This is a genomic window from Actinomadura coerulea (assembly GCF_014208105.1).
Classification (GTDB): Bacteria; Actinomycetota; Actinomycetes; order Streptosporangiales; family Streptosporangiaceae; genus Spirillospora; species Spirillospora coerulea.
On the sequence record NZ_JACHMQ010000001.1, the window covers coordinates 8,168,431 to 8,190,213 of the forward strand.

The window sequence follows — 21,783 nt, forward strand, 5'->3', positions numbered from 1 at the left end:
ATGGGACGGCCACGCCGTGGCCGTCTTCGCCGGCGAATCGGAGGACTCGGTTCCGTGCAGGTATTTCTCACCACCGATCGGCTGCTGCTGCGGCGCTTCACCGAGGACGACCTGGAGAACCTGGTCGAGCTCGACGGCGACCCCGAGGTCATGCGGTTCCTGACCGGCGGCAGGCCCACCCCGCGCGCCCACCTGAGGGACCAGACCCTCGCCAGGATCCTCGACTGGTACGAGCGGGGACCGCTCAGCCGCTGGGCCGCGGTCGAGCGCTCCACCGGCGACTTCATCGGCTGGCTCGCCCTCGAACCGGGCGACGGCCGCGACGTCCGGCAGGGCGAACTCGGCTACTGCCTGCGCGCGGCCAGTTGGGGCCGGGGATACGCCACCGAGGCGTCCCGCGCCCTGATCGCCAAGGCGTTCACCGACCTCGGCGTCCACCGCGTCTTCGCTCAGACCATGGCCGTCAACGCCGCCTCCCGCCGCGTCATGGAGAAGTCCGGCCTGGTTTACCTGCGCACCTTCCACCGGCATTGGGACGACCCCATTCCCGGCACCGACCACGGCGAGGTCGAATACGAACTCCTCCGCGCCGACTGGGCCCGCCGCCAGGAGTCCTCGACCTGAGGATTTCCGCCGGGAATGATGGCACTCCCCGGCCTCTGGACCCGGTGGCCCGACACGATCATTCGCCGGAAGCCGCTTCCATGACAGACCGTGATCCCTGCCGAGCCTTGGTGCCGCCTGCGGGGGGCGACATGCTGACCTGTTCAGCCCTGCCCGCCGGCTTCGAGGGCGGTAGGGCCCGAGCCTTGGGAGGTTGGGGTCCTAGGGCCCTGATTCCGGGATGGGCTTTCTCCGAAGAATGGCCCGTGCGGCCCAAGGGATGGGCCGGGTCTCAGAGGGGTTTCTTAAATGAAGAAGGCAGGGCTGACGCTCGCAGGTGTGGCCGTTCTCGGCACGGCGGCCGTGGTGGGGACCACGTGGGCGTCCGGCGGGGACGCCAGGTCGACCACGAGTGTCGCGGCGAAGAAGGAATTCGGCGCGCAGCCGGGAACGGGGTCGGCGCAGAAGAAGGGCCAGAAGTGCACCGACAAACGGGTCGCGCGCGGGAAGCGGCACTTCGCCGGGACCTGGACCCGCTGGGAGAACCAGGACCCGTGGACCGTCTCGGGCTGGGGCCCCGGCACCATGAACGCCGCGACCTCGTACACGGTGGGGCACACGGTCACCATCTCCTACGGCGCCACGGCCGAGAGCATCAACGCCACCCTCGGGTACCAGGCCAACAAGCAGTGGCAGAGGAGCCTCGGGTACACGCCGACGTTGCCGGAGAAGAAGCACTACCGGCTCGACATCGGCCGGGTCTACAAGATCTACCAGTTCGACGTGTACGAGCCGACCGGCACGTGGATGGCCGACCTGTCCGGGATGGGGCGCAGCCAGTGCGTCGGCCTGCGTGACGTGTACGTGGGCAAGGGCAAGGCGCTCTACTTCTGGAAGCTCGACCACCGCCTCAGCGTCACCCCCAAGAAGAAGCGCTGACCCGCGCGCTCGACAAAATAGGTAGACCGGTCTAGTTTCTCTCGCATGACGTTCAGTGAGGGTGAGACCGGCGGTGCCCTGGTCGTCGGGGGCGCGGGGTTCGTCGGGCGGTGGCTGGCGGCGGAGCTGCTGAACCGGGGGCGGACGGTCGCCGTGGCCGTCCGGGGCGGGAGCGGACGCGGCGGTGAGCTGCGGGGATGGCTGCGGGAGCACGGCGTCGACGACCAGGGGCTGCTGGTCGTCGGCGCCGACATCACGCGGCCGGACCTGGGGCTGGACGACGAGGACCGCGACCGGCTGGAGGCCGTGCGGGACGTCTTCAACGCCGCCGCGCTGTTCCGGTTCGGCCTGGGACGGGAGGAGGCGCGGCGGGCGAACGTCGACGGTGCCGTGAACGTCGTGCGGTGGGCCGCCGCGCTTCCCCGGCTGCGGCGTCTCGTCCACGTGTCCGGGTATCGGGTGGCCTCCGACGGGAGGCTCGCCCATCCTGCGCCCGCGAGGGAACTGGACGCGCTGTACCGGCGGCTCGGCGCGTACGAGGCGTCCAAGCTCGAAGGTGACGCCGCCGTACGCGCGGTCGCGGAAGAGGAGGGCGTGCCTCTCACCGCGGTGCATCCGGCGACCGTGATCGGGCACTCGGTCACCGGGGAGGCCGGGCAGTACATCGGGCTCGCCGAGACGGTGCGGGATCTCCGGGCCGGGCGCCTGCCCGCGCTGGCCGGGTCGCGGCGCACGTTCGTGCCCGTGGTCACCATCGACCACCTTGCCCGCTTCATGGCCGCCGTCCCCGAGTACGACGAGGGGCCCTACCGTGCTCACTGGGTCCTGGACGATGCGACGCCCCACCTGCCCGAGCTGGTCGGGCTTCTGGCGCGGCACCTCGGTGTGCGTCCGCCCCGGGCGACACTGCCGGTCGGGCTCGTGCGGCGGCTGCCGCGCGCGCTCACGGGGGTCGAGCCCGAGACGCTCTCCTTCCTGTCGGAGGAGCGCTACGACACCTCCTCGGCCGACGCGCTGGCCAAGGAGGCGGGCCTGAGCCATCCGCCGGTGGAGGACGCGCTCCGCCGCTGGGCCGACCGGCTGGTCGCCGACCGCTTCGGGGCCTAGCGGTCAGGACGGGGGCCGGCCGGTCAGGCGGGTCGTGAGGGCGGCCGCCGTGGCGCGCACCTGGGCCGCCACCGCGGGCCACGCCGGTTCGGGGTGGTCCTCGCGGCGGAACGTCACCGTGATCGCGGCGGTGGGGCGGCCGGTGTGGTCGAAGGCGCAGGCGGCGATGCTCGTGAAGCCCTCGGTGATGTGGCCGTCCTCGACCGCCCAGCCGCGGCGCGCGTCCTCGGCGAGGGTGCGGCGCAGGTCGCGCAGGGTGGAGGGGCCACGCCCGGTGCGGTCCACGAAGCGGCCGGGGAACAGGGCCCTGACCTGCGCGGAAGGCAGGTAGGCCAGGATCGAGCGGCCGCTCGCGGTGAGCTGGGCGGGCATCCGGACGCCGACGTCGGTGACCAGGGTGGCGTGCCGGGGCGGCTGCTCCTTCAGCAGGTAGAGGGTCTCGGCGCCGTGCAGGACGCCGAGCTGCGCGATCTCGCCCACGCGGTCGACCAGGCGGCGCAGCAGGGGGCGGGCCAGGCGCTCCAGGGGCTCGTGGCGCAGGTAGGCGGAGCCGATCTCGAAGGCGGCGACGCCGAGGCCCCACCGGCGCTCCTCGGGAATGGAGGTGACGAAGCCGTCCTCGGCCATCACGGTCAGCAGGTGGTACGCGCTGGAGCGGGGAATGCCGAGGTCGCGGGCGATCGCCGAGGCGGGCAGGGGGCCGGGCGCGGCCGCCAGGAGGCGCAGCACCGCGAGGGCGCGGCGGGCGGCGGGGACCTGGCTCATGCTCCGAGTGTCTCGTATCCGAGACACAGAGCGCGGTCCGGGGCTGGGGACGCGGCCCCGGAAGCGCTCCAATGGTGGGTATGGGTTTTGGTATGGGGGACGCAGGGGTCGAGGTCGGGCCGGAACCGCTCGCGTTGGAGCAGGTCGCGGCGGTGGCGCGGGACGGCGCCAAGGTCGCGCTGTCCGACGGGGCGCTGAAGCTGATCGGTGAGGCGCGGGCCCACATCGAGGAGCTGTCGGCGCGCCCGACGCCGGTCTACGGCGTCTCGACGGGCTTCGGGGCGCTCGCCACCCGGCACATCGCGCCCGAACTGCGGGCGCAGCTCCAGCTGAACATCGTCCGGTCGCACGCGGCGGGGTCGGGGGCCGAGGTCGAGCGGGAGGTCGTCCGGGCGCTGATGCTGCTCCGGCTGCGCACGCTCGCCACGGGACGGACCGGCGTCCAGCCGGTCACCGCCAGGACCCTGGCCGCCCTGCTCAACGCCGGCATCACCCCGCAGGTCTTCGAGTACGGGAGCCTCGGCTGCTCCGGCGACCTGGCGCCGCTCGCCCACGTCGCCCTCGCGCTGATCGGCGAGGGGTCGGTACGGGACGCCTCCGGGGAGCTGAGGCCGGCGGCCGACGCCCTGCGGGACGCGGGCATCACGCCGGTGAAGCTCGGCGCCAAGGAGGGGCTCGCCCTGCTGAACGGCACGGACGGGATGCTCGGCATGCTTGTCCTGGCCGTCAACGACCTGCGGAGGCTGCTCACCGCCGCCGACCTCGCCGCCGCGATGAGCGTCGAGGCGCTGCTCGGCACCGACCGCGTCTTCGCCGCCGACCTGCAGAACCTGCGGCCCCACCCCGGGCAGGCCGCCTCCGCCGCGAACCTGCGGGCGCTGCTCGCCGACTCGCAGATCATGGAGTCGCACCGGGGCCCCGACTGCACCCGCGTGCAGGACGCCTACTCCCTGCGCTGCGCACCGCAGGTGCACGGCGCCGCCCGCGACACGCTCGCGCACGCCGAGCTCGTGGCGGGACGGGAGCTCGCGTCCGCCGTGGACAACCCCGTCGTCCTCCCGGACGGCCGGGTCGAGTCGAACGGCAACTTCCACGGCGCCCCCGTCGCCTACGTGCTGGACTTCCTCGCCGTCCCGGCGGCCGACGTCGCCTCGATGTCCGAGCGCCGCACCGACCGGATGCTCGACAAGGGGCGCTCCGCCGGGCTGCCCGCCTTCCTCGCCGACGACCCGGGCGTCGACTCCGGCCACATGATCGCCCAGTACACGCAGGCCGCGATCGTGTCGGAGCTCAAGCGCCTCGCCGTGCCCGCGAGCGCCGACTCGATCCCGAGCTCGGCCATGCAGGAGGACCACGTCTCGATGGGGTGGAGCGCGGCCCGCAAGCTGCGCCGCGCCGTGGACGGCCTCGCCCAGGTGGTCGCCGTCGAGATCCTCACCGCCGCGCGGGCGCTGGAGCTGCGCACCCCGCTGCTTCCGGGCCCGGCCACCGCCTCCGTGGTCGCCCGGCTCCGCGAGGCCGTCCCGCCGCCCGGCCCGGACCGCTACCTCGCCCCCGAGATCGCCGCCGCGACCGCGCTGGTCCGGGACGGCTCACTGGTCGCCGCCGCCGAGGCCGTCACCGGCCCGCTCTCCTAAGGAGTCCCACATGTCCGGTCCCCGTCCCGTCCGCGCGCCGCGCGGCACCTCGCTGACCGCCGCCAAGGGGTGGCCGCAGGAGGCCGCCCTGCGCATGATCCAGAACAACCTCGACCCCGAGGTCGCCGAGCACCCGGACGAGCTGGTCGTCTACGGCGGGTCCGGGAAGGCGGCCCGGAACTGGGACGCCTTCGACGGCATCATCCGGTCGCTGTCCGACCTGGAGGGGGACGAGACGCTGCTCGTCCAGTCCGGCAAGCCGGTCGGGATCTTCCAGACGCACGAGTGGGCGCCGCGCGTGCTCATCGCGAACTCCAACCTCGTCCCGCAGTGGGGCACGTGGGAGGAGTTCCGCCGCCTGGAGTCGCTCGGCCTGACGATGTTCGGGCAGATGACCGCCGGGTCGTGGATCTACATCGGGACGCAGGGGATCCTCCAGGGCACCTACGAGACGTTCGCCGCCGTCGCCGAGAAGCGGTTCGGCGGCACCCTCGCCGGGACGATCACCCTGACCGCCGGACTCGGCGGGATGGGCGGCGCGCAGCCCCTCGCCGTCACGATGAACGGCGGCGTCGCGATCTGCGTCGAGTGCGACCCGTCCCGGATCGAGCGGCGGGTCGAGCACCGCTACTGCGACGTGCGGGCCGGCTCGCTGGACGAGGCGCTGCGGCTCGCCGAGGAGGCGAAGGCCGCACGCAGGCCGCTGTCGATCGCGGTGCTGGGCAACGCCGCCGACATCGTCCCCGAACTGCTGCGGCGCGGCGCCCCGATCGACATCGTCACCGACCAGACCAGCGCGCACGACCCGCTCGCCTACCTGCCGCAGGGCGTCGCGTTCGAGGACATGGCCGCCGAACGCGACAAGGACCGCGACGGTTTCATCGCCAAGGCCCGCGCGTCGATGGCCGTCCACGTCGAGGCCATGGTCGGCTTCCAGGACGCGGGCGCCGAGGTGTTCGACTACGGCAACTCCATCCGGGGCGAGGCGCAGCTCGCCGGGTACGCGCGCGCGTTCGCGTTCCCCGGGTTCGTGCCCGCCTACATCCGGCCGCTGTTCTGCGAGGGCAAGGGGCCGTTCCGGTGGGCGGCGCTGTCGGGCGACCCGAAGGACATCGCCCGCACCGACCAGGCGATCCTCGACCTGTTCCCCGACAACGAGCCGCTGACCCGGTGGATCCGGATGGCGCAGGAGAAGGTCCACTTCCAGGGCCTGCCGTCGCGGATCTGCTGGCTCGGCTACGGCGAGCGCGACAGGGCGGGCGAGGTGTTCAACGACCTGGTCGCGCGCGGCGAGATCAGCGCGCCGATCGTGCTCGGCCGCGACCACCTCGACTGCGGGTCGGTCGCCAGCCCGTACCGGGAGACCGAGGGCATGAAGGACGGGTCCGACGCGATCGCCGACTGGCCGCTGCTGAACGCCATGCTCAACACCGCCTCCGGCGCGACGTGGGTGTCCATCCACCACGGCGGCGGGGTCGGCATCGGACGCTCCGTCCACGCCGGCCAGGTCTGCGTCGCCGACGGGACGGCCCTCGCCGGGGAGAAGCTGCGGCGCGTCCTGACCAACGACCCCGGCACCGGCGTCATGCGGCACGTCGACGCCGGCTACGAGCGGGCCGCCGAGGTCGCCGACGAGCGCGGCGTGCGCGTCCCGATGCGGCCATGAGCTTCGAGGAGATGTGGGCCGAGCTGCTGCCCGTCGGGCGGGACGCGGCGACCGGCGGCTACCACCGGTTCGCGTGGACGCCGCCGGAGCTGGAGTGCCGCGCCTGGTTCGCCGACGAGGCGCGCCGCCGCGGCCTCGGCCTCGAACACGACCCCAACGGGAACATGGTCGCCTGGTGGTACCCGGAGGACGGAACCCGCACGGGCGCCGTCCTGACCGGCAGCCACCTCGACTCCGTGCCCGGCGGGGGAGCGTTCGACGGGCCGCTCGGCATCGTGTCGGCGTTCGCGGCGGTCGACCTGCTCCGCGAGCGCGGCGTCCGGCCGGCCCGCCCGATCGGGATCGGGGCGTTCGCCGAGGAGGAGGGCGCGCGGTTCGGGGTCGCGTGCCTCGGCTCCCGGCTGCTGGCCGGGGCGATCGACCCGGCCCGGGCCCGCGGCCTCACCGACGCCGACGGGCACACCTTCGCCGAGGTCGTCCACAACGCGGGGCTGGACCCGCACGCGATCGGCCCGGACGAGGACCTGCTCGGCCGGATCGCCTGCTACGTCGAGCTCCACGTCGAGCAGGGCCGGGCGCTGGAGGAGCCGGTCGGCGTCGCGAGCGCGATCGTGCCGCACGGCCGGTGGCGGTTCGACTTCGCGGGCGAGGGCAACCACGCCGGGACGACCGGGCTGCCCGACCGGCGCGACCCGATGCTGCCGTTCGCGCACATGGTCATCGCCGCGCGGGAGGCCGCCGAGCGCAACGGGACCGTCGCGACGGTCGGGAAGGTCCGCGTCGAGCCGAACGGCGTCAACGCGATCCCGTCGGCGGTCACCGCCTGGCTGGACGCCCGGGGCCCCGCCGACGACGCCGTCCGCCGGACCGTGCTGGAGGTCGACGAGGCCGCGCGGATCGCGGCGCGCCCGCACCGCGTGAGCGTCGACCTCGCCGAGGAGTCCTACACCGAGATCGTCGACTTCAACCTGGCGCTGCGCGACCGGGTCCGCTCGGTGCTCGGCGGCGTCCCCGTCCTGCCGACGGGCGCGGGCCACGACGCGGGCGTCCTGTCGGCGCGGCTGCCGGCCGCGATGCTGTTCGTGCGGAACCCGACCGGGGTGTCGCACGCGCCCGAGGAGTTCGCCGAGCCGGCCGACCGCCTGGCCGGAGTCGAGGCCCTCGCCGCGGTACTGGACGACCTGGCGCGCGGGTAGGGATTCCGTTATGCAGTGGCATGCCCAGTTCGCCTGGCTAGGCGACGGCGTCGCGGCCGACGTGCTCATCGAGGCCGACGGCGAGCGGATCACGCGCATCACCCCCGGAGTCCCGGCGGCGCCGGGCGCCCGGCACCTCCCCGGCCTGACCCTGCCGGGCCTCGCCAACGCCCACTCCCACGCGTTCCACCGCGCCCTGCGCTCCCGCGTCCAGGCGCACTCCGGGACGTTCTGGACGTGGCGCGAGCAGATGTACCAGGTCGCCGACCGGCTCGAACCGGACACCTACCGCGCGCTCGCGACCGCGGTGTTCGCCGAGATGGCCCTCGCGGGGATCAGCTGCGTCGGCGAGTTCCACTACCTGCACCACCGTCCGGGCGGCGCCCCCTACGGGGACCCGAACGCGATGGGCGAGGCGCTGGTCGACGCCGCGTCCGACGCGGGCATCCGCATCACCCTCCTCGACACCTGCTACCTCACCGGCGGCATCGGCAGGCCGCTCGCCGGGCCGCAGCTGCGGTTCGGGGACGGCACCGCCGGGAACTGGGCGCGGCGCGTCGAGAGCCTGCACGAGCAGACCGGCAAGGCGGGACGGTCCCACGCCCGCGTCGGCGCCGCGATCCACTCCGTCAGGGCCGTCCCGCGCGAGCAGCTGCGCGCCGTCGCCTCGTGGGCGCGGGAGCACCGCGCGCCGCTGCACGTCCACCTGTCCGAGCAGCCCGCCGAGAACCGCGACTGCCAGGACGCCTACGGCATGACGCCGACCCGCCTGCTCGCCGAGGCCGGTGCGCTCGGCGCCCTCACCACGGCCGTGCACGCGACCCACCTGACCGAGGACGACATCGGCCTCCTCGGGACGACGACGACCGGCGTGTGCATGTGCCCGACCACCGAGCGGGACCTCGCCGACGGCATCGGACCCGCCCGCGACCTGGCGGACGCCGGCTCCCCGGTCTGCCTCGGCTCCGACCAGCACGCCGTCGTCGACCTGTTCGAGGAGGCCCGCGCGGTCGAGCTGGACGAGCGGCTCCGCACCCGGGCCCGCGGCCACTGGACGGCGGGCGAACTGCTCGCCGCCGCCACCTCCAGCGGCCACTACGGGCTCGGCTGGCCCGAGGCGGGACGGCTGGAGCCCGGCGCCTACGCCGACCTCGTCACCGTCGCCCTCGACTCGGTCCGCACCGCGGGCGCGGCCCCGGACCACGCCGCCGAGGCCGCCGTCTTCGCCGCCACCGCCGCCGACGTGCGGCACGTCGTGGTCTCCGGCCGCCAGATCGTCCACGACGGCCGGCACCTGCTGGTCGAGGACGTCCCCGCCGCGCTGGCCCGCTCCATCGCCGCCGTCACCGACGCACCGCCTCCCCGTGAGATCCTTCGCCGGTGAGCACGGTCATCGGCAACATCGGAGAGCTCGTCACCAACGACCCCGCCATGCCCGACCAGCGGGGCGGCGGCCTGGCCGCCGTCCGCGACGCCGCGCTGGTGATCGAGGACGGCGCGGTCGCGTGGACGGGCCCGTCCTCCCGGGCCCCCGCCGCCGACGAGTCCTTCGACGCCGGCGGGCGGGCGGTGCTGCCCGGCTTCGTGGACTCCCACGCCCACCTCGTCTTCGCCGGTGAGCGCGCCGAGGAGTTCGCCGCCCGGATGAGCGGCGAGAAGTACGCCGCGGGCGGCATCCGCACGACCGTCGAACGCACCCGCGCCGCGTCCGACGACGAGCTGCGCGCCAACGTGCGCCGCCTCGTGGACGAGATGGCCCGGCAGGGGATCACGACCGTGGAGTGCAAGTCCGGCTACGGCCTCACGGTCGAGCAGGAGGCGCGCGCCGTGCGCATCGCCGCCGAGTACGCCGACGAGGTCACCTACCTGGGCGCCCATGTCGTCCCCGCCGAGTACGCGGGCGACGCCGCCGGGTACGCGCGCCTCGCCGCCACCGACATGCTCGCCGCCTGCGCCCCGCACGCCCGCTGGGTGGACGTCTTCTGCGAGGAGGGCGCCTTCGACGCCGACCAGGCCCGGGAGGTCCTCACGGCGGGCGTCAAGGCGGGCCTGTCGCCGCGCCTCCACGCCAACCAGCTCACGCAGGGCCCCGCCGTGCGGCTGGCGGTCGAGCTGGATGCCGCGTCCGCGGACCACTGCACGTTCCTCGGCGACGCCGACGTGGACGCGCTGGCGTCCTCCCGGACGGTCGCGACGCTCCTGCCCGGCGTCGAGTTCTCCACCCGCCAGCCCTACCCGGACGCCCGCCGCCTGCTGGACGCCGGAGCCACCGTCGCCCTCGCCACCGACTGCAACCCCGGGTCCTGCTACAGCTCCAGCATGGCGTTCTGCATCGCCGTGGCCGTCCGCGACATGCGCATGACGCCCGCCGAGGCCGTGTGGGCGGCCACCGCGGGCGGCGCCCGCGCCCTGCGCCGCACCGACGTGGGGCACCTGGCGCCCGGCGCCCGCGCCGACGTCCACGTCCTCGACGCCCCGTCCTACATCCACCTCGCATACCGCCCCGGCGTACCGCAGACACACGCCGTGTGGAAGCACGGGCGCCGGGTAGAGGGCCTCCTGTAGTCGACTGTGGAGGCCCCTAGATGGCGGAGTTCCTGACGGACATCAAGACCTTGCGCGAGCGTGCTCGGCAGGAGATCGACAAAGGCCCGATCACCGAGGCGTACGGGGCGGACGTCCAGCGCGTGATCCAGGTCTGCAACGAGGCCCTGGCCACGGAGATCGTGTGCGTGCTGCGGTACAAGCGGCACTACTACACGGCCACCGGCATCCACGCCGAGACCGTCGCGAGCGAGTTCCTCCAGCACGCGGCCGAGGAGCAGCAGCACGCCGACATGCTGGCCGAGCGGATCGTCCAGCTCGGCGGCGAGCCCGACTTCTCCCCGGACACCCTCACCACCCGCGCCCACGCCGAGTACAACGCCAGCCTCGACCTCGTCGAGATGCTCAAGGAGGACCTGGTGGCGGAGCGGATCGCCATCGCGTCCTACACCGAGATCATCCAGTGGCTGGGCGACGGCGACCCCACCACCAAGCGCGTCTTCGAGCAGATCCTCGCGCAGGAGGAGGAGCACGCCGACGACCTGCGCGGCTTCCTGGAGCGCTTCCCGAAGTCCTAGCCGGCCCTAGCCGGGCAGATAGCGCCGGGCGGCCCTCACCAGGGGGGCGCGCCCGGCGCTGACGTAGTCGGTCGAGACGGCCTCGGCGACGAAGAGGGTGTGGTCGCCCGCCTCGACGGTCTGGCGCGTCTCGCACTCCAGCGCCGAGACGCCCGCGTCGGGGACGAGGGCGCCGGAGTGCTCACCGCGGTGGTGGGGCTCGCTCGCCAGCAGGATGCGCGCGCTCGGGCGCCCCTCGGCGGCGAACCGGCCCGCCAGGGCGCGCTGGTCCGCGGACAGGATCGTCGCGGCCCAGCGCGGGCACCGGCCGAGCACCTCGGTGAGGTAGGACGAGGACGCCACGCTCGCCAGCACCATCGGGGGGTCCAGCGACACCGACATGAACGACGTGATCGTGGTGCCGAGGTCGTCGCGGCCGTCGCGGACGGTCAGCACGACCACGCCGGTGGCGAAGGCCGCGACGGCCTCGACGAAGTCGGCGCTCAGCGGATCTCCCAGGCGCCGGGCAGGGTGAGCGGGCCGGCGGAGGGCAGGCCGAGCCGCGCGGCGAGCCCGCCGAGGGAGCCCCAGCCGTCGAAGCGCGCGGACGCGGCGGTGCGGTCCTCGCTGGACTCCGGCGGGCGCAGCCGCTCCAGCGGCGAGGTGTGCGGGTAGATCCGGACCGGCGCGTCGGAGGCCATGCCCGCCTTCTTGCGGGCGAGGTCCAGGGCCAGGTCGATGCCGCCGAGCTCGTCGACGAGGCCGCGCTCGCGCGCGTCCGCGCCCGTCCAGACCCGGCCCCGGGCCAGCTCGTGGACGCGCTCGCGGGACAGCTCGCGGCCCTCGGCGACCTTCGCGGTGAAGTCGTCGTAGATCTTGTCGAGGGAGGCGTTGACGCGCTCCCACTCGGAGTCGCTGAAGTCCTTGGTGGCGCTGAACATGCGGGCGTGGTCGCCGTCGGCGACCGAGCCGAGGCCGACGCCGACCCGCTCCAGCAGGTCGTTCACCACGGCCTTGCCGACCACGACGCCGATCGAGCCGGTGATGGTCCCGGGTTGCGCGACGATCGTGTCGGCGGCCATCGAGACGTAGTAGCCGCCGGACGCGGCGACGTTGCCCATGGAGACGACCACGGGCTTGCCGGCGCGGCGGGCGAGGACGACCTCGCGCCAGATCGAGTCGGAGGCGACGGCGGAGCCGCCCGGGCTGTTGACGCGGAACACGATCGCCTTGACCCGGTCGTCCTTCACGGCGGCGCGGAACGCGGCGCCGATCGTGTCCGACCCCATCGCGGGCCCCGAGTTCGGGAGCGGGCCGCCGCGGCCGCTGCGGCCGAGCCGGATCGGGCCCTGCCCGTTGATGAACGCGACGACGTCCTGCTTTCCGGGCTGCGGGAGCCGGTTGGCCAGGCCGTGCGCGCGGTTGTAGCGGGAGACGTAGCGCAGCTGCGCCTCCTCGCCGAACTCCTCGCGCAGGCCGCCGTAGATCTCGTCGCGGTAGGCGAGGCCGTCGACCAGGCCCTCCTCCAGCGCCTCGGCGGCCAGCAGCGGGCCGCGGTCGGTGAGCTCGCGGACCTTCTCCTCCGCCAGGCCGCGGGAGGCGGCGATCCCGGCGGTGATCTGCTCGCCGAGCGAGGTGACGAGGCGCTGCGAGGACTCCTCGTGCTCGGGCGTGTAGGTCTTCTCCATAAACGTGTTCGCCATGGTCTTGTACTCGTAGCGCTTGGCGAACCGCGGCCGGACGCCCGCCTTCTCCAGCGCGCCGGCGAAGAACGGCTCCTCGATCGCCACGCCGGTGAGCCCGACCTCGCCGGTGGGCTGGAGGTAGACCTTGTCGAACCCGGTGGCCAGGTAGAACGGGACCGTGCCGCGGCCTCCCTCGCCGAACGTCTCGGCCCAGGCGACGGTGTGCTTGCCCGCGTCCCGCAGGCTCTGCACGGCCTCGCGGAGCTCCTGGGCGAGCGCCAGCCCGACGGTGCCGCTGACCTTCACGACGAGGGCGCGCACCCGGCTGTCGGAGCGGGCGCGGCGCAGACCGTCCAGGACGTCCCGCAGGCCCGGCCGGCGCATGGACAGGAAGGCCGAGACGGGGTCGGCCGGCGCGGTCTCGACGATGCCCTCGGTGAGGTCGAGTTCGAGGATCAGCGGGGCCGTCCGCCGGTCGCGGGCCTGTTTGATCACGTTGACGACTGTGCCGGGATCCACCATGGGCCCCAGCCTATGCGCTCGCCTGGCGCCGTTCCCGCGCCCCGGCCGCACCCGCGCCGGGCGGGACGGGTCAGCGCGCGAACGCCTTGTGGGGGATCGCGCCGGCCGCCGCCTGGGCGACCCGCCCGGACGCCGCGCAGGTGGTCGACGTCGAGGGCCCCGACGCTCACCTCGCTCTCCCTGATCACGGTGACCCCGAACGGAATTCGGCGAGCCTGGTGTGGGCACTGTGCCCTTCGGCGCGGGGCCGCGGCGCTATCGTCGGACGCATGGGAGACGGCGACGGCTGGGCGAGCTGCGACCTGGGGCACACGCACTGGGGACGGTTCGGTGCCGCGGGCCTGCTGGCCTACCACCGCGACTCCTCCGGCCAGGTGTGGGTGCTGCTCCAGCAGCGCGCGTGGTGGGGGCTCGGCGGCGGGACGTGGGGCATGTTCGGCGGCGCGCTGCACAGCCACGAGGACGTCGTCACCGGGGCGCTGCGCGAGACGTCCGAGGAGTGCACGCTCGACACGGGAACGGTCCGCGTCCACGGGACCAGCGTGGAGGACCACGGCGGATGGTCGTTCACCTCCGTCGTGGGCTCCTTGTCCGAGCGCGAGACCGTGCTGCCCGCGTCGCGGGAGACGCGCGGGGCCGAATGGGTGCACGAGGAAGAGGTCACCGACCGCAAGCTGTTCGAGCCGTTCGCGCGCTGCTGGCCCCGCGTGCGGGAGGCGATGCGGGGGGTCGTCCTCGTCGTGGACGCGGCGAACGTCGTCGGCGCCCGCGCCGACGGCTGGTGGAAGGACAGGGCGGGCGCGAACGCGCGGCTCCGCGACGACCTGAAGCGCCTCGACGGCGGCGTGCGGGGCCTGCCGGGCGGCCTGTTCCCCTATGACCGCTGCTTCCCGGAGGTCGTCCTCGTCGTCGAGGGCGCGGCGCGGGGCGTCGCCGACGAGCCGGTCGACGGCCTGCGGGTCGTCGCCGCGCCCGGCAGCGGCGACGACGCGATCGTCGACCTCGTCCGGCGGGGCGACCCGGGCAAGGCCCACCTGGTGGTCACGGCCGACCGGGAGCTGCGCGCCCGCTGCGAGGAGGCGGGCGCCGCCATCACCGGCCCCCGCTGGCTGCTCGAACGCCTCTAGCCGTTCACGCGGCCGGTGACCGGCGGAGACCGGTTCCGGGCGCGGGTCAGTTCTCGACGCGGTGGCCGGCGTCGCGCAGCGCCCCCGCCGCCACCTCCGACCGGTGCTCCGGGACGAGCACGAGGTCGGAGTGGTACGTCGAGACGACGAAGACGGGCACGCCGGCCTCGGCCACCGGCCCCACAATGCCGGCGAGCACGCCGGGCGTGTCGAGGTCGCCCGGGTCGCCGTAGAAGCCGACCCACCGGTCCGTCTCGGCGAACGGCGAGGCGTCCCGGATCACGGTGAGTCCCTCGGGGGCCCGGATGAGCGCGACCCACTCGTCGTCCTCCGGGAACGTCGAGTGCGGGAGGTGCTCCACCATGAACTGGCCGGGGACTATGTGCAGGCGCATCCCGTCACCCTATTCAGGAACGAGCCACACCGCCCCCAGGGGAGGGACGCGCATCTCCGCCGACGCGGGCAGCCCGTGCCACGGCTCCGGCGTCGCCTCGATCCGGCCGAGGTTGCCGACGCCGCTGCCGCCGTACTCGTAGGCGTCGGTGTTGACGAGTTCGCGCCAGCGGCCCGCACGGGGGAGGCCCACCCGGTAGTTCTCGTGCGGGTTCCCGGCGAAGTTGACGACGCACGCCACGACGGGCGGTTCGCCGCCGTCCGGCGCGGTCCCGTAGCGCAGGTAGGAGAGGGTGTTGCCGCCCGCGTCGTTGCCGTCGATCCAGCGGAACCCCTCGTGGTCGCTGTCGCGCGTCCACAGTGCGGGCTCGGCCTGGTAGGCGTGGTTCAGGTCGCGTACGAGCTTCTGCAGCCCGAGGTGGTTGGCCCCCTCGGAGGCGTTGTCCAGCAGCCACCAGTCCAGCGGGCGCTCCTCGGCCCATTCGGCGCCCTGCCCGAACTCCTGGCCCATGAACAGCAGTTGCTTGCCGGGATGCGACCACATGTAGGCCAGCAGCGCCCGCAGCCCGGCGAACTGCTGCCAGGAGTCGCCCGGCATCTTGCTCAGCAGCGAGCCCTTGCCGTGGACGACCTCGTCGTGCGACAGCGGCAGGACGTAGTTCTCCGAGAACGCGTACACCAGCGAGAACGTGATCTCGTTGTGGTGGTAGTTCCGGAACACCGGCTCGTGGCGCAGGTATTCGAGCGTGTCGTGCATCCAGCCCATGTTCCACTTGAACCCGAACCCGAGCCCGCCGAGATGGGTCGGGCGGGAGACGCCGGGCCACGCCGTCGACTCCTCCGCGATCGTCATGATGCCGGGGTTGCGCTTGTAGACCGTCGCGTTCATCTCCTGGATGAAGGAGATGGCCTCGAGGTTCTCCCGCCCGCCGTAGATGTTGGGCGTCCACTCGCCCTCCTTGCGCGAGTAGTCGAGGTACAGCATCGAGGCGACGGCGTCCACGCGCAGCCCGTCGATGTGGAACTCCTCCAGCCAGAACGACGCGTTCGCGACGAGGAAGTTGCGGACCTCGGCGCGACCGAAGTTGAACACGAGCGTCCCCCAGTCGGGGTGCTCGCCGCGCTTCGGATCGTCGTGCTCGTAGAGGGCGGTGCCGTCGAACCGGGCCAGCGCCCACTCGTCCTTGGGGAAGTGGGCGGGCACCCAGTCCATGATGACGCCGATACCGGCCTGGTGGAGGCGGTCGATGAGGTAGCGGAAGTCGTCGGGGTCGCCGAAACGCGCGGTGGGCGCGTAGTAGGACGTCACCTGGTAGCCCCAGGATGGTCCGTAGGGGTGCTCGGTGACGGGCAGCAACTCCACGTGGGTGAAGCCCATGTCGCTGACGTACTGCGTCAGCTCCTCCGCCAGTTCCCTGTAGCCGAGCCCAGGCCGCCACGACCCGAGGTGCACCTCGTAGGCGCTCATGGGTTCGCGCAGCCAGTCGTGCTCCTTGCGCGCGTCCATCCAGGCGCCGTCCTCCCACTCGTAGGAGGAGGTGAAGACGCGGGACGCCGTCGCGGGCGGACGCTCGGTGGCCTGCGCCATCGGATCGGCCTTGGCGCGCCACACGCCGTCGGCCCCGAGGATCTCGTACTTGTAGCACGTGCCGTCGCCGACGCCCGGGACGAACAGCTCCCAGACGCCGGTGGAGCCGAGCGACCGCATGGGGTACGCGCGGCCGTCCCAGTGGTTGAAGTCGCCGATGACCCGCACGCCCCGCGCCGTCGGCGCCCACACCGCGAAGGCCGTCCCGGTCACCGTGCCGAGCGCGGACGCGTAGGAGCGGACGCGGGCGCCGAGCGCGCGCCACAGCTCCTCGTGCCGTCCCTCGCCGATCAGGTGCAGGTCGAGTTCGCCGAGCGTCGGCAGGTGCCGGTAGGGGTCGTCCTGGATCGTCTCGATCCCGTCCCCGTAGGTGACGGCGAGCCGGTAATCGGGGACGGCGAGGGGCGCCCGGTCCTTCTCGGTGCCCGCGAGCGACGACCCGGCGGGCAGCGTCCCGGCGAACACCCCCTGGTGGAAGTGCCGGAGCGGGTGCCGGTCGCCGCTGGGCAGCACGACCTCGACCTTCTCGGCGAGCGGGCGCAACGCCCGCACCGTCACCCCGTCCCGTCCGGGATGCGCCCCGAGGACGCCGTGTGGATCATGGTGGTCGCCGCCGACGAGTCGATCGATCTCCGCGCGCGTCACCCGTGCCATGACGTCATGGCCTCCCGTCACTGAGCCGTTTACCCCATGAGGTTGCCCCGAGAACCGGCGCTCTCACATGACGGGCCGACCTGTTTTCGCGAACCCGGCATTCCGGTGCGGATGTTGCGGCCGCACGGCCGGCACGACTCTTCGTCGTGGGGTCGCGCCGAATGTGCCGTCCGTGCGGCCACGTCTACCTCGCCCCAGCGGTGACCCCGACCCCACCGCCCTGGGCTCCATTCCTGTGTCACCTCAGCGACACAGGTACCTTCCGTACCGGAATGTCCCAGCCCGGCCCGCCCCCGCGCGCGGACCGGGCCGCGCTGGCTCCCCCGCCTCCCGTCACCGGTCTCCTGACTCCCCGCGCGCCTGGTCGAGCAGCGTCCGCCGGAGCCCCTCCGAATCGTCCGCGGCCACCGTCATCGCACATCCCGCCTGGAGTTGGGCATCGGTGAGGTCGCCGCTGCGGGTCGCGTACCAGCGGCCCGCGTCGCTGCGCCACACCTGCCAACCCGGAAACTCGCCCTCGATGGCCGCCTTCAGATCCTCGAAGTCGCCCATCAAGGTCGTCCCTTCCCCGCGGCCGCGCTTCTGTATACAAAAGTCTTACTCGGCCTGAGAGGTGTCAAGCTGTCCGTAAGCGGACCGTGCCCCCGCGGATAGCGCCTGGAAGGTATGGATGACTGGAGGGACGAGCAGGATCGAACGCGGCGTCGAACGCTGTTCGAACACGGCCGCGGGCAGGAGGCCGGGGGGCGCGCCCGAGGAGAGGGAGGTGACGCCGGTGCCGGATCGTCCCGCCTACCTGCGCATCGCCGACACCCTGCGAGAAGGGATCCGGGACGGCAGCCTCCCGCCGGGGACGCGGCTGCCGACCCTCGCCGCGCTGTGCGACCTCCACGGCGTCTCGGAGATCGTCGTGCGGCAGGCCGTCGCGCTGCTGCGCGGCGAGGGCCTGGTGGAGACCCGCCGCGGGGGAGGGACGCTCGTCCGGGCCGTCCCGCCGGCGCGCCGCGTGGCGATGGAGCGCTACCGCGCGGTGGCCGAGCCGGCGGCGGTCCCCGAGACCACGTTCACCCGCGACCAGAAGATCGCGTGGGAGGAGTACCGGCTGGACCGGGAGTTCTCCCGCGTCAGGGCCGACGACGACCTCGGCGCGCTGTTCGAGCTGCCGTCCGGCACCGAGCTGCTGCGCCGCCGGTTCGTCTTCTACGCGCGCGAGGAGCCGCAGCAGATCTCCGTCAACTACCTGCCGTGGGACGTGGTCGGCGACACGCCCGTCGCCGACCCGGCGCGCGAGCCCTGGCCCGGCGGGACGCTCGCGCAGCTGGCCTACCTCGGGTACCCGCCGACCCGCGTCGAGGAGGCCGTCCGCTCCCGCATGCCGACGCCCGAGGAGGCCGAGACCCTGAACATGGCGGGCGGGGTGCCGGTGCTCGCCATCACCCGCCGCATGCTGTCGCGCGCCGGCGTCATGGAGGTCTGCCGCGAGATCGTGCTGCCCGCCGACCGGGTCGTCCTCGACTACGCCATCGACCTGTGACGCGGCCGGTGCGAGCGAGGCCGGTGCGAGCCGGGCCGGTATGAGCCGGGCCGGTGCGGTCCCGGCCCGGTCAGCCCGCCAGCCGGGCCAGGGACCGCAGCGGCACGGGCAGCCACGACGGACGGTTCCGCGCCTCGTACCGGATCTCGTACACGGCCTTGTCGAACTCGAAGGCCCGGACGAGCGTCGCGTGCGCCGCGGGGTCGGGCCCGCCCGCGGCCGCGTAGCCGGCGCAGAACGCCGCCCGGTTCCACTCGGCCCACGCCTGGGCGCGCAGCTCCAGCTCGTCCGAGGCCTCCGGCGGCAGGTCGCCCTCCCGGGCCAGCAGGAACCGCGCGGCGTACTCGAAGGAGCGGAGCATCCCGGCGACGTCGCGCAGCGGGTGCGCGGGCGCCCGGCGCTCGGCGGGCGTGCGGGCCGGCTCGCCCTCGAAGTCCAGCAGCGTCCACCCGGAGTCGGTGCGCAGGACCTGGCCGAGGTGGTAGTCGCCGTGCACGCGCTGGAAGGGCAGCGGCGCCGCCTCCGCGGCGACCCGGTCGAACACCTCGCGGATCGCGGGCGCGTAGGGGCGCAGCTGCGGGACCGCGGCGCTGACCTGGTCGAGCTGCTCGTGCATCGCGAAGACGATCTCCCGCAGCAGCTCGGGCGGCGCCTGCGTCACGCCGAACGCGGCGGCGAGGTCGCGGTGCACCTCGGCGGTGGCCGCGCCGAGCCGCTCGGCCTCGGCGGCGAAGTCCCCGCCGGCGGCCCCGGCGTCGCGGGTGGTGGGCGCGGACGGCGGCTCCGGCGGCCCCGGCGGCGCGGGCTGGGCGAACCAGTCGCGAACGCTGGTGAGCGCGAGCTGCCAGCCGTCCGTCGCGGTGCGCAGGAACTCCGACAGCAGCGCGAGCGTGACCGGCTCGTCCCCGCCGGAGTCCGTGCCGCCCGCGGACGCGTCCGGAGCGGAGCCGTTCGCGGTTCCCAGCGCGCCCGGCTGCAGCTCGATCCATCCGTGCACGTTCGGGACGTGCTCGCAGCCCCGCCGGGAGAGCGCGAGGTTGACCTCCAGGTCGGGGCTGACGCCGGGGGACAGGCGGCGGAACAGCTTGCAGATGTAGGCGTCGCCGAAGATCAGTGAGGTGTTGCTCTGCTCGCCCGGGATCGGCGCGGCGTCCAGGTCCGTGCGGATGCCGGTGCCGGGCGCGCGACGGAAGGTCAGCGGCCCGACCGTCCGCTCGTCCGCCATGAGTCCCAGCAGCGGGCGCGTCAGCTCCGCGTCGTGGGCGGCGTCGTAGACGTACCCGGTGATGTCCAGCCCGGGGCTTTCCAACCGGCCGATCGCTACCGGCGCGAGATGCTCGGGCAGGTCGCGGCGGGCGCCGAGCAGGAGCTGGTAGTGGTCGGTGGTGTCGTCCTGGCGGACGTCGAGGACGAGGTGGTGCAGGGAGGGGTCGCCGTGCAGGAGTTCGGTGGCGGTGCCGATGGTGAGGTCGTGGATGGGGCCGTCTTTGCCGCCGAACCACCGCTGCCGCGGCAGCCAGCCGGCCAGGAGCCGGACGAGAGAGGTGTCGGGCTGTGGAGCGGACGGCGCCACGGTCACATCACTCCCTCTCCAGGCTCCTGCCCGTCCGGCGGCGGCGGGAGCAGGAACCAGTAGAAGCCGTGCCCCGGAAGGGTCAGCAGGTAGGGCAGTTCGCCGATGGCGGGGAACTGGACGCCGCCCATGCACTCGATCGGGTACGAGCCCCGGAAACGCCGCAGATCCAGTTCCACGGGCTGGGGGAACCGGGACAGGTTGTTCACGCAGAGGACCGTGTTCGCGCCGCCCCACTGGTTGGCGTCCCCGCCGTTGATCTCGCGGGTGAAGGCGAGGACGGAGGGGTTGGAGGCGGACAGTTCGACGTAGGAGCCGACGCCGAAGACGGGGTGGCGCTGCCGGATCTCGATCATTTTGCGGGTCCAGTGCAGCAGGGAGCCGGGGTTGTTGGCCTGGGCCTCGACGTTGACGGCCTGGTAGCCGTAGATGGGGTCCATGATGACCGGGAGGTAGAGGCGGGCGGGGTCGCAGGTGGAGAAGCCGGCGTTGCGGTCGGGTGTCCATTGCATGGGGGTTCTGACGGCGTCGCGGTCGCCGAGCCAGATGTTGTCGCCCATGCCGATCTCGTCGCCGTAGTACAGGACGGGGGAGCCGGGGAGTGAGAGCAGGAGGGCGGTGAACAGCTCCAGTTGGTTGCGGTCGTTGTCGAGGAGGGGGGCCAGGCGTCGGCGGATGCCGATGTTGGCTTTCATGCGGGGGTCTTTGGCGTATTCGGTGTACATGTAGTCGCGTTCTTCGTCGGTGACCATCTCCAGGGTGAGTTCGTCGTGGTTGCGGAGGAAGATGCCCCATTGGCAGTTGTCGGGGATCTTGGGGGTCTGGGCCATGATCTCGGAGATGGGGTAGCGCTGTTCGCGGCGGACGGCCATGAAGATGCGGGGCATGACGGGGAAGTGGAAGGCCATGTGGCATTCGTCGCCGCCGGCGGCGGGGTCGCCGAAGTACTCCACGACGTCGGCGGGCCATTGGTTGGCCTCGGCGAGCAGGACGCGGTCGGGGTAGAGGCGGTCGACCTCGGCGCGGACGCGTTTGAGGTAGGCGTGGGTTTCGGGGAGGTTCTCGCAGTTGGTGCCTTCGCGGGCGTACAGGTAGGGGACGGCGTCCAGGCGGAAGCCGTCGATGCCCAGGTCGAGCCAGAACCGCAGGTTCTCCAGCATGGCGTCCTGGACGTCGGGGTTGTCGTAGTTGAGGTCGGGCTGGTGGGCGAAGAAGCGGTGCCAGTAGTACTGGCCGCGGACGGGGTCGTAGGTCCAGTTGGAGGACTCGGTGTCGACGAAGATGATGCGGGCGTCGGGGTAGCCGGTGTCGTCGTCGGCCCACATGTAGAAGTCCCCGAACGGGCCGTCGGGATCGGTCCGCGACGCCTGGAACCAGGGGTGCTGGTCGGAGGTGTGGTTCATCACCAGATCCGCGATGACCCGGATACCCCGCGCGTGCGCCTGCTCGATCAGCTCGACAAAATCGCCCAACTCCCCGAAATCGGGCAGGATCTTCGTGTATTCGGCGATGTCGTAGCCGCCGTCTTTGAGCGGCGACTGGTAGATGGGCAGCAGCCATAGGCAGTCCACGCCGAGCCATTGCAGATGGTCCAGCTTGGAGATCAGCCCGCGCAGATCGCCGTACCCGTCGTCGTTGGAATCGGCGAAGCCCCGGACCGACACCTCGTAGAACACCGCCGTCTTGAACCAGT

Annotated in this window: 19 protein-coding genes; 11 read left to right on the forward strand and 8 right to left on the reverse strand. The window is 73.2% G+C overall.

The window, feature by feature from the left end:
- Window positions 1–54: 54 nt before the first annotated feature.
- From BKA00_RS38025 to BKA00_RS38035, 3 genes are all read left to right on the forward strand, one after another.
- Window positions 55–624, forward strand: coding sequence for a GNAT family N-acetyltransferase (locus BKA00_RS38025; protein ID WP_230298755.1), 570 nt, complete (start codon window positions 55–57; stop codon window positions 622–624).
- Window positions 625–912: 288 nt separating this feature from the next.
- The gene (locus BKA00_RS38030) at window positions 913–1,542 is read left to right on the forward strand and encodes a hypothetical protein (protein ID WP_185033432.1); all 630 of its coding nucleotides are present in this window, start codon (window positions 913–915) and stop codon (window positions 1,540–1,542) included.
- Between the two features lie 45 nt (window positions 1,543–1,587).
- Complete coding sequence (locus BKA00_RS38035) at window positions 1,588–2,649, forward strand: SDR family oxidoreductase (RefSeq protein ID WP_185033434.1); 1,062 nt, start codon at window positions 1,588–1,590, stop codon at window positions 2,647–2,649.
- Between the two features lie 3 nt (window positions 2,650–2,652).
- Here the strand turns inward: BKA00_RS38035 and BKA00_RS38040 are convergent, their stop codons facing one another.
- Complete coding sequence (locus tag BKA00_RS38040) at window positions 2,653–3,414, reverse strand: IclR family transcriptional regulator (protein WP_185033436.1); 762 nt, start codon at window positions 3,412–3,414, stop codon at window positions 2,653–2,655.
- Between the two features lie 92 nt (window positions 3,415–3,506).
- On the opposite strand from BKA00_RS38040, the gene hutH reads away from it, so the two are divergent.
- From hutH to BKA00_RS38070, 6 genes are read left to right on the forward strand one after another with little or no spacing between them, the layout of a single operon-like run.
- Window positions 3,507–5,051, forward strand: coding sequence for a histidine ammonia-lyase (gene hutH, locus BKA00_RS38045; RefSeq protein WP_185033437.1), 1,545 nt, complete (start codon window positions 3,507–3,509; stop codon window positions 5,049–5,051).
- A 10-nt stretch (window positions 5,052–5,061) separates the two neighbouring features.
- Entirely contained in the window at window positions 5,062–6,717 is a 1,656-nt protein-coding gene (gene hutU, locus BKA00_RS38050) for a urocanate hydratase (RefSeq protein WP_185033439.1), read from the forward strand.
- Window positions 6,714–7,913 (forward strand): allantoate amidohydrolase, encoded by a 1,200-nt coding sequence (locus BKA00_RS38055; protein ID WP_185033441.1) that lies wholly within the window; start codon window positions 6,714–6,716, stop codon window positions 7,911–7,913. The genes hutU and BKA00_RS38055 overlap by 4 nt, the downstream gene beginning before the upstream one ends.
- A 10-nt stretch (window positions 7,914–7,923) precedes the next feature.
- The gene (locus BKA00_RS38060; RefSeq protein WP_185033443.1) at window positions 7,924–9,297 is read left to right on the forward strand and encodes a formimidoylglutamate deiminase; all 1,374 of its coding nucleotides are present in this window, start codon (window positions 7,924–7,926) and stop codon (window positions 9,295–9,297) included.
- Between the two features lie 47 nt (window positions 9,298–9,344).
- A complete protein-coding gene (gene hutI / locus BKA00_RS38065) occupies window positions 9,345–10,478 on the forward strand; it encodes an imidazolonepropionase (RefSeq protein ID WP_221494450.1) in 1,134 nt (377 codons plus the stop codon).
- 20 nt (window positions 10,479–10,498) lie between these two features.
- The gene (locus tag BKA00_RS38070; protein WP_185033447.1) at window positions 10,499–11,035 is read left to right on the forward strand and encodes a ferritin-like domain-containing protein; all 537 of its coding nucleotides are present in this window, start codon (window positions 10,499–10,501) and stop codon (window positions 11,033–11,035) included.
- A 6-nt stretch (window positions 11,036–11,041) separates the two neighbouring features.
- On the opposite strand, the gene BKA00_RS38075 is transcribed toward BKA00_RS38070, so the two are convergent.
- The gene (locus BKA00_RS38075) at window positions 11,042–11,533 is read right to left on the reverse strand and encodes a flavin reductase family protein (protein WP_185035369.1); all 492 of its coding nucleotides are present in this window, start codon (window positions 11,531–11,533) and stop codon (window positions 11,042–11,044) included.
- Complete coding sequence (sppA, locus tag BKA00_RS38080) at window positions 11,518–13,221, reverse strand: signal peptide peptidase SppA (protein WP_185033450.1); 1,704 nt, start codon at window positions 13,219–13,221, stop codon at window positions 11,518–11,520. Before sppA ends, BKA00_RS38075 begins: the two co-directional genes overlap by 16 nt.
- A gap of 269 nt (window positions 13,222–13,490) precedes the next feature.
- Here sppA and BKA00_RS38085 point away from each other — a divergent pair, with 269 nt between their 5' ends.
- A complete protein-coding gene (locus tag BKA00_RS38085) occupies window positions 13,491–14,348 on the forward strand; it encodes an NUDIX domain-containing protein (protein ID WP_185033452.1) in 858 nt (285 codons plus the stop codon).
- Window positions 14,349–14,394: 46 nt separating this feature from the next.
- Here the strand turns inward: BKA00_RS38085 and BKA00_RS38090 are convergent, their stop codons facing one another.
- The 3 genes from BKA00_RS38090 to BKA00_RS38100 all read right to left on the reverse strand — a co-directional run bounded on the left by BKA00_RS38090 (window position 14,395) and on the right by BKA00_RS38100 (window position 17,535).
- Entirely contained in the window at window positions 14,395–14,742 is a 348-nt protein-coding gene (locus BKA00_RS38090) for an ACT domain-containing protein (RefSeq protein WP_185033454.1), read from the reverse strand.
- A 9-nt stretch (window positions 14,743–14,751) separates the two neighbouring features.
- On the reverse strand, window positions 14,752–16,983 hold the full coding sequence (gene glgB / locus BKA00_RS38095; RefSeq protein ID WP_185033457.1) for a 1,4-alpha-glucan branching protein GlgB: 2,232 nt from the start codon (window positions 16,981–16,983) through the stop codon (window positions 14,752–14,754).
- A gap of 333 nt (window positions 16,984–17,316) precedes the next feature.
- Window positions 17,317–17,535 (reverse strand): hypothetical protein, encoded by a 219-nt coding sequence (locus BKA00_RS38100; protein WP_185033459.1) that lies wholly within the window; start codon window positions 17,533–17,535, stop codon window positions 17,317–17,319.
- Window positions 17,536–17,749: 214 nt separating this feature from the next.
- Here BKA00_RS38100 and BKA00_RS38105 point away from each other — a divergent pair, with 214 nt between their 5' ends.
- Window positions 17,750–18,517: a GntR family transcriptional regulator gene (locus tag BKA00_RS38105; RefSeq protein WP_230298757.1), complete on the forward strand. Its 768-nt coding sequence runs from the start codon at window positions 17,750–17,752 to the stop codon at window positions 18,515–18,517.
- A gap of 70 nt (window positions 18,518–18,587) precedes the next feature.
- Here the strand turns inward: BKA00_RS38105 and BKA00_RS38110 are convergent, their stop codons facing one another.
- Together BKA00_RS38110 and treS are read right to left on the reverse strand one after the other, a co-directional pair.
- Window positions 18,588–20,096 carry a maltokinase N-terminal cap-like domain-containing protein gene (locus BKA00_RS38110; RefSeq protein WP_230298758.1) on the reverse strand — a complete coding sequence of 503 codons (1,509 nt, stop codon included), beginning with the start codon at window positions 20,094–20,096 and terminating at the stop codon, window positions 18,588–18,590.
- A partial coding sequence (gene treS, locus BKA00_RS38115) for a maltose alpha-D-glucosyltransferase (RefSeq protein WP_185033461.1) occupies window positions 20,093–21,783 on the reverse strand: 1,691 nt, incomplete at its 5' end. The genes BKA00_RS38110 and treS, both read right to left, overlap by 4 nt.

Bases quoted from the DNA above. Each gene is read 5' to 3' on its own strand.
- BKA00_RS38030 (WP_185033432.1), top strand. From the start codon at position 913: ATGAAGAAGGCAGGGCTGACGCTCGCAGGTGTGGCCGTTCTCGGCACG.
- BKA00_RS38035 (WP_185033434.1), top strand. From the start codon at position 1,588: ATGACGTTCAGTGAGGGTGAGACCGGCGGTGCCCTGGTCGTCGGGGGC.
- BKA00_RS38040 (WP_185033436.1), bottom strand. From the start codon at position 3,414: ATGAGCCAGGTCCCCGCCGCCCGCCGCGCCCTCGCGGTGCTGCGCCTC.
- hutH (WP_185033437.1), top strand. From the start codon at position 3,507: ATGGGGGACGCAGGGGTCGAGGTCGGGCCGGAACCGCTCGCGTTGGAG.
- hutU (WP_185033439.1), top strand. From the start codon at position 5,062: ATGTCCGGTCCCCGTCCCGTCCGCGCGCCGCGCGGCACCTCGCTGACC.
- BKA00_RS38055 (WP_185033441.1), top strand. From the start codon at position 6,714: ATGAGCTTCGAGGAGATGTGGGCCGAGCTGCTGCCCGTCGGGCGGGAC.
- BKA00_RS38060 (WP_185033443.1), top strand. From the start codon at position 7,924: ATGCAGTGGCATGCCCAGTTCGCCTGGCTAGGCGACGGCGTCGCGGCC.
- hutI (WP_221494450.1), top strand. From the start codon at position 9,345: ATGCCCGACCAGCGGGGCGGCGGCCTGGCCGCCGTCCGCGACGCCGCG.
- BKA00_RS38070 (WP_185033447.1), top strand. From the start codon at position 10,499: ATGGCGGAGTTCCTGACGGACATCAAGACCTTGCGCGAGCGTGCTCGG.
- sppA (WP_185033450.1), bottom strand. From the start codon at position 13,221: ATGGTGGATCCCGGCACAGTCGTCAACGTGATCAAACAGGCCCGCGAC.
- BKA00_RS38085 (WP_185033452.1), top strand. From the start codon at position 13,491: ATGGGAGACGGCGACGGCTGGGCGAGCTGCGACCTGGGGCACACGCAC.
- BKA00_RS38090 (WP_185033454.1), bottom strand. From the start codon at position 14,742: ATGCGCCTGCACATAGTCCCCGGCCAGTTCATGGTGGAGCACCTCCCG.
- glgB (WP_185033457.1), bottom strand. From the start codon at position 16,983: ATGGCACGGGTGACGCGCGCGGAGATCGATCGACTCGTCGGCGGCGAC.
- BKA00_RS38100 (WP_185033459.1), bottom strand. From the start codon at position 17,535: ATGGGCGACTTCGAGGATCTGAAGGCGGCCATCGAGGGCGAGTTTCCG.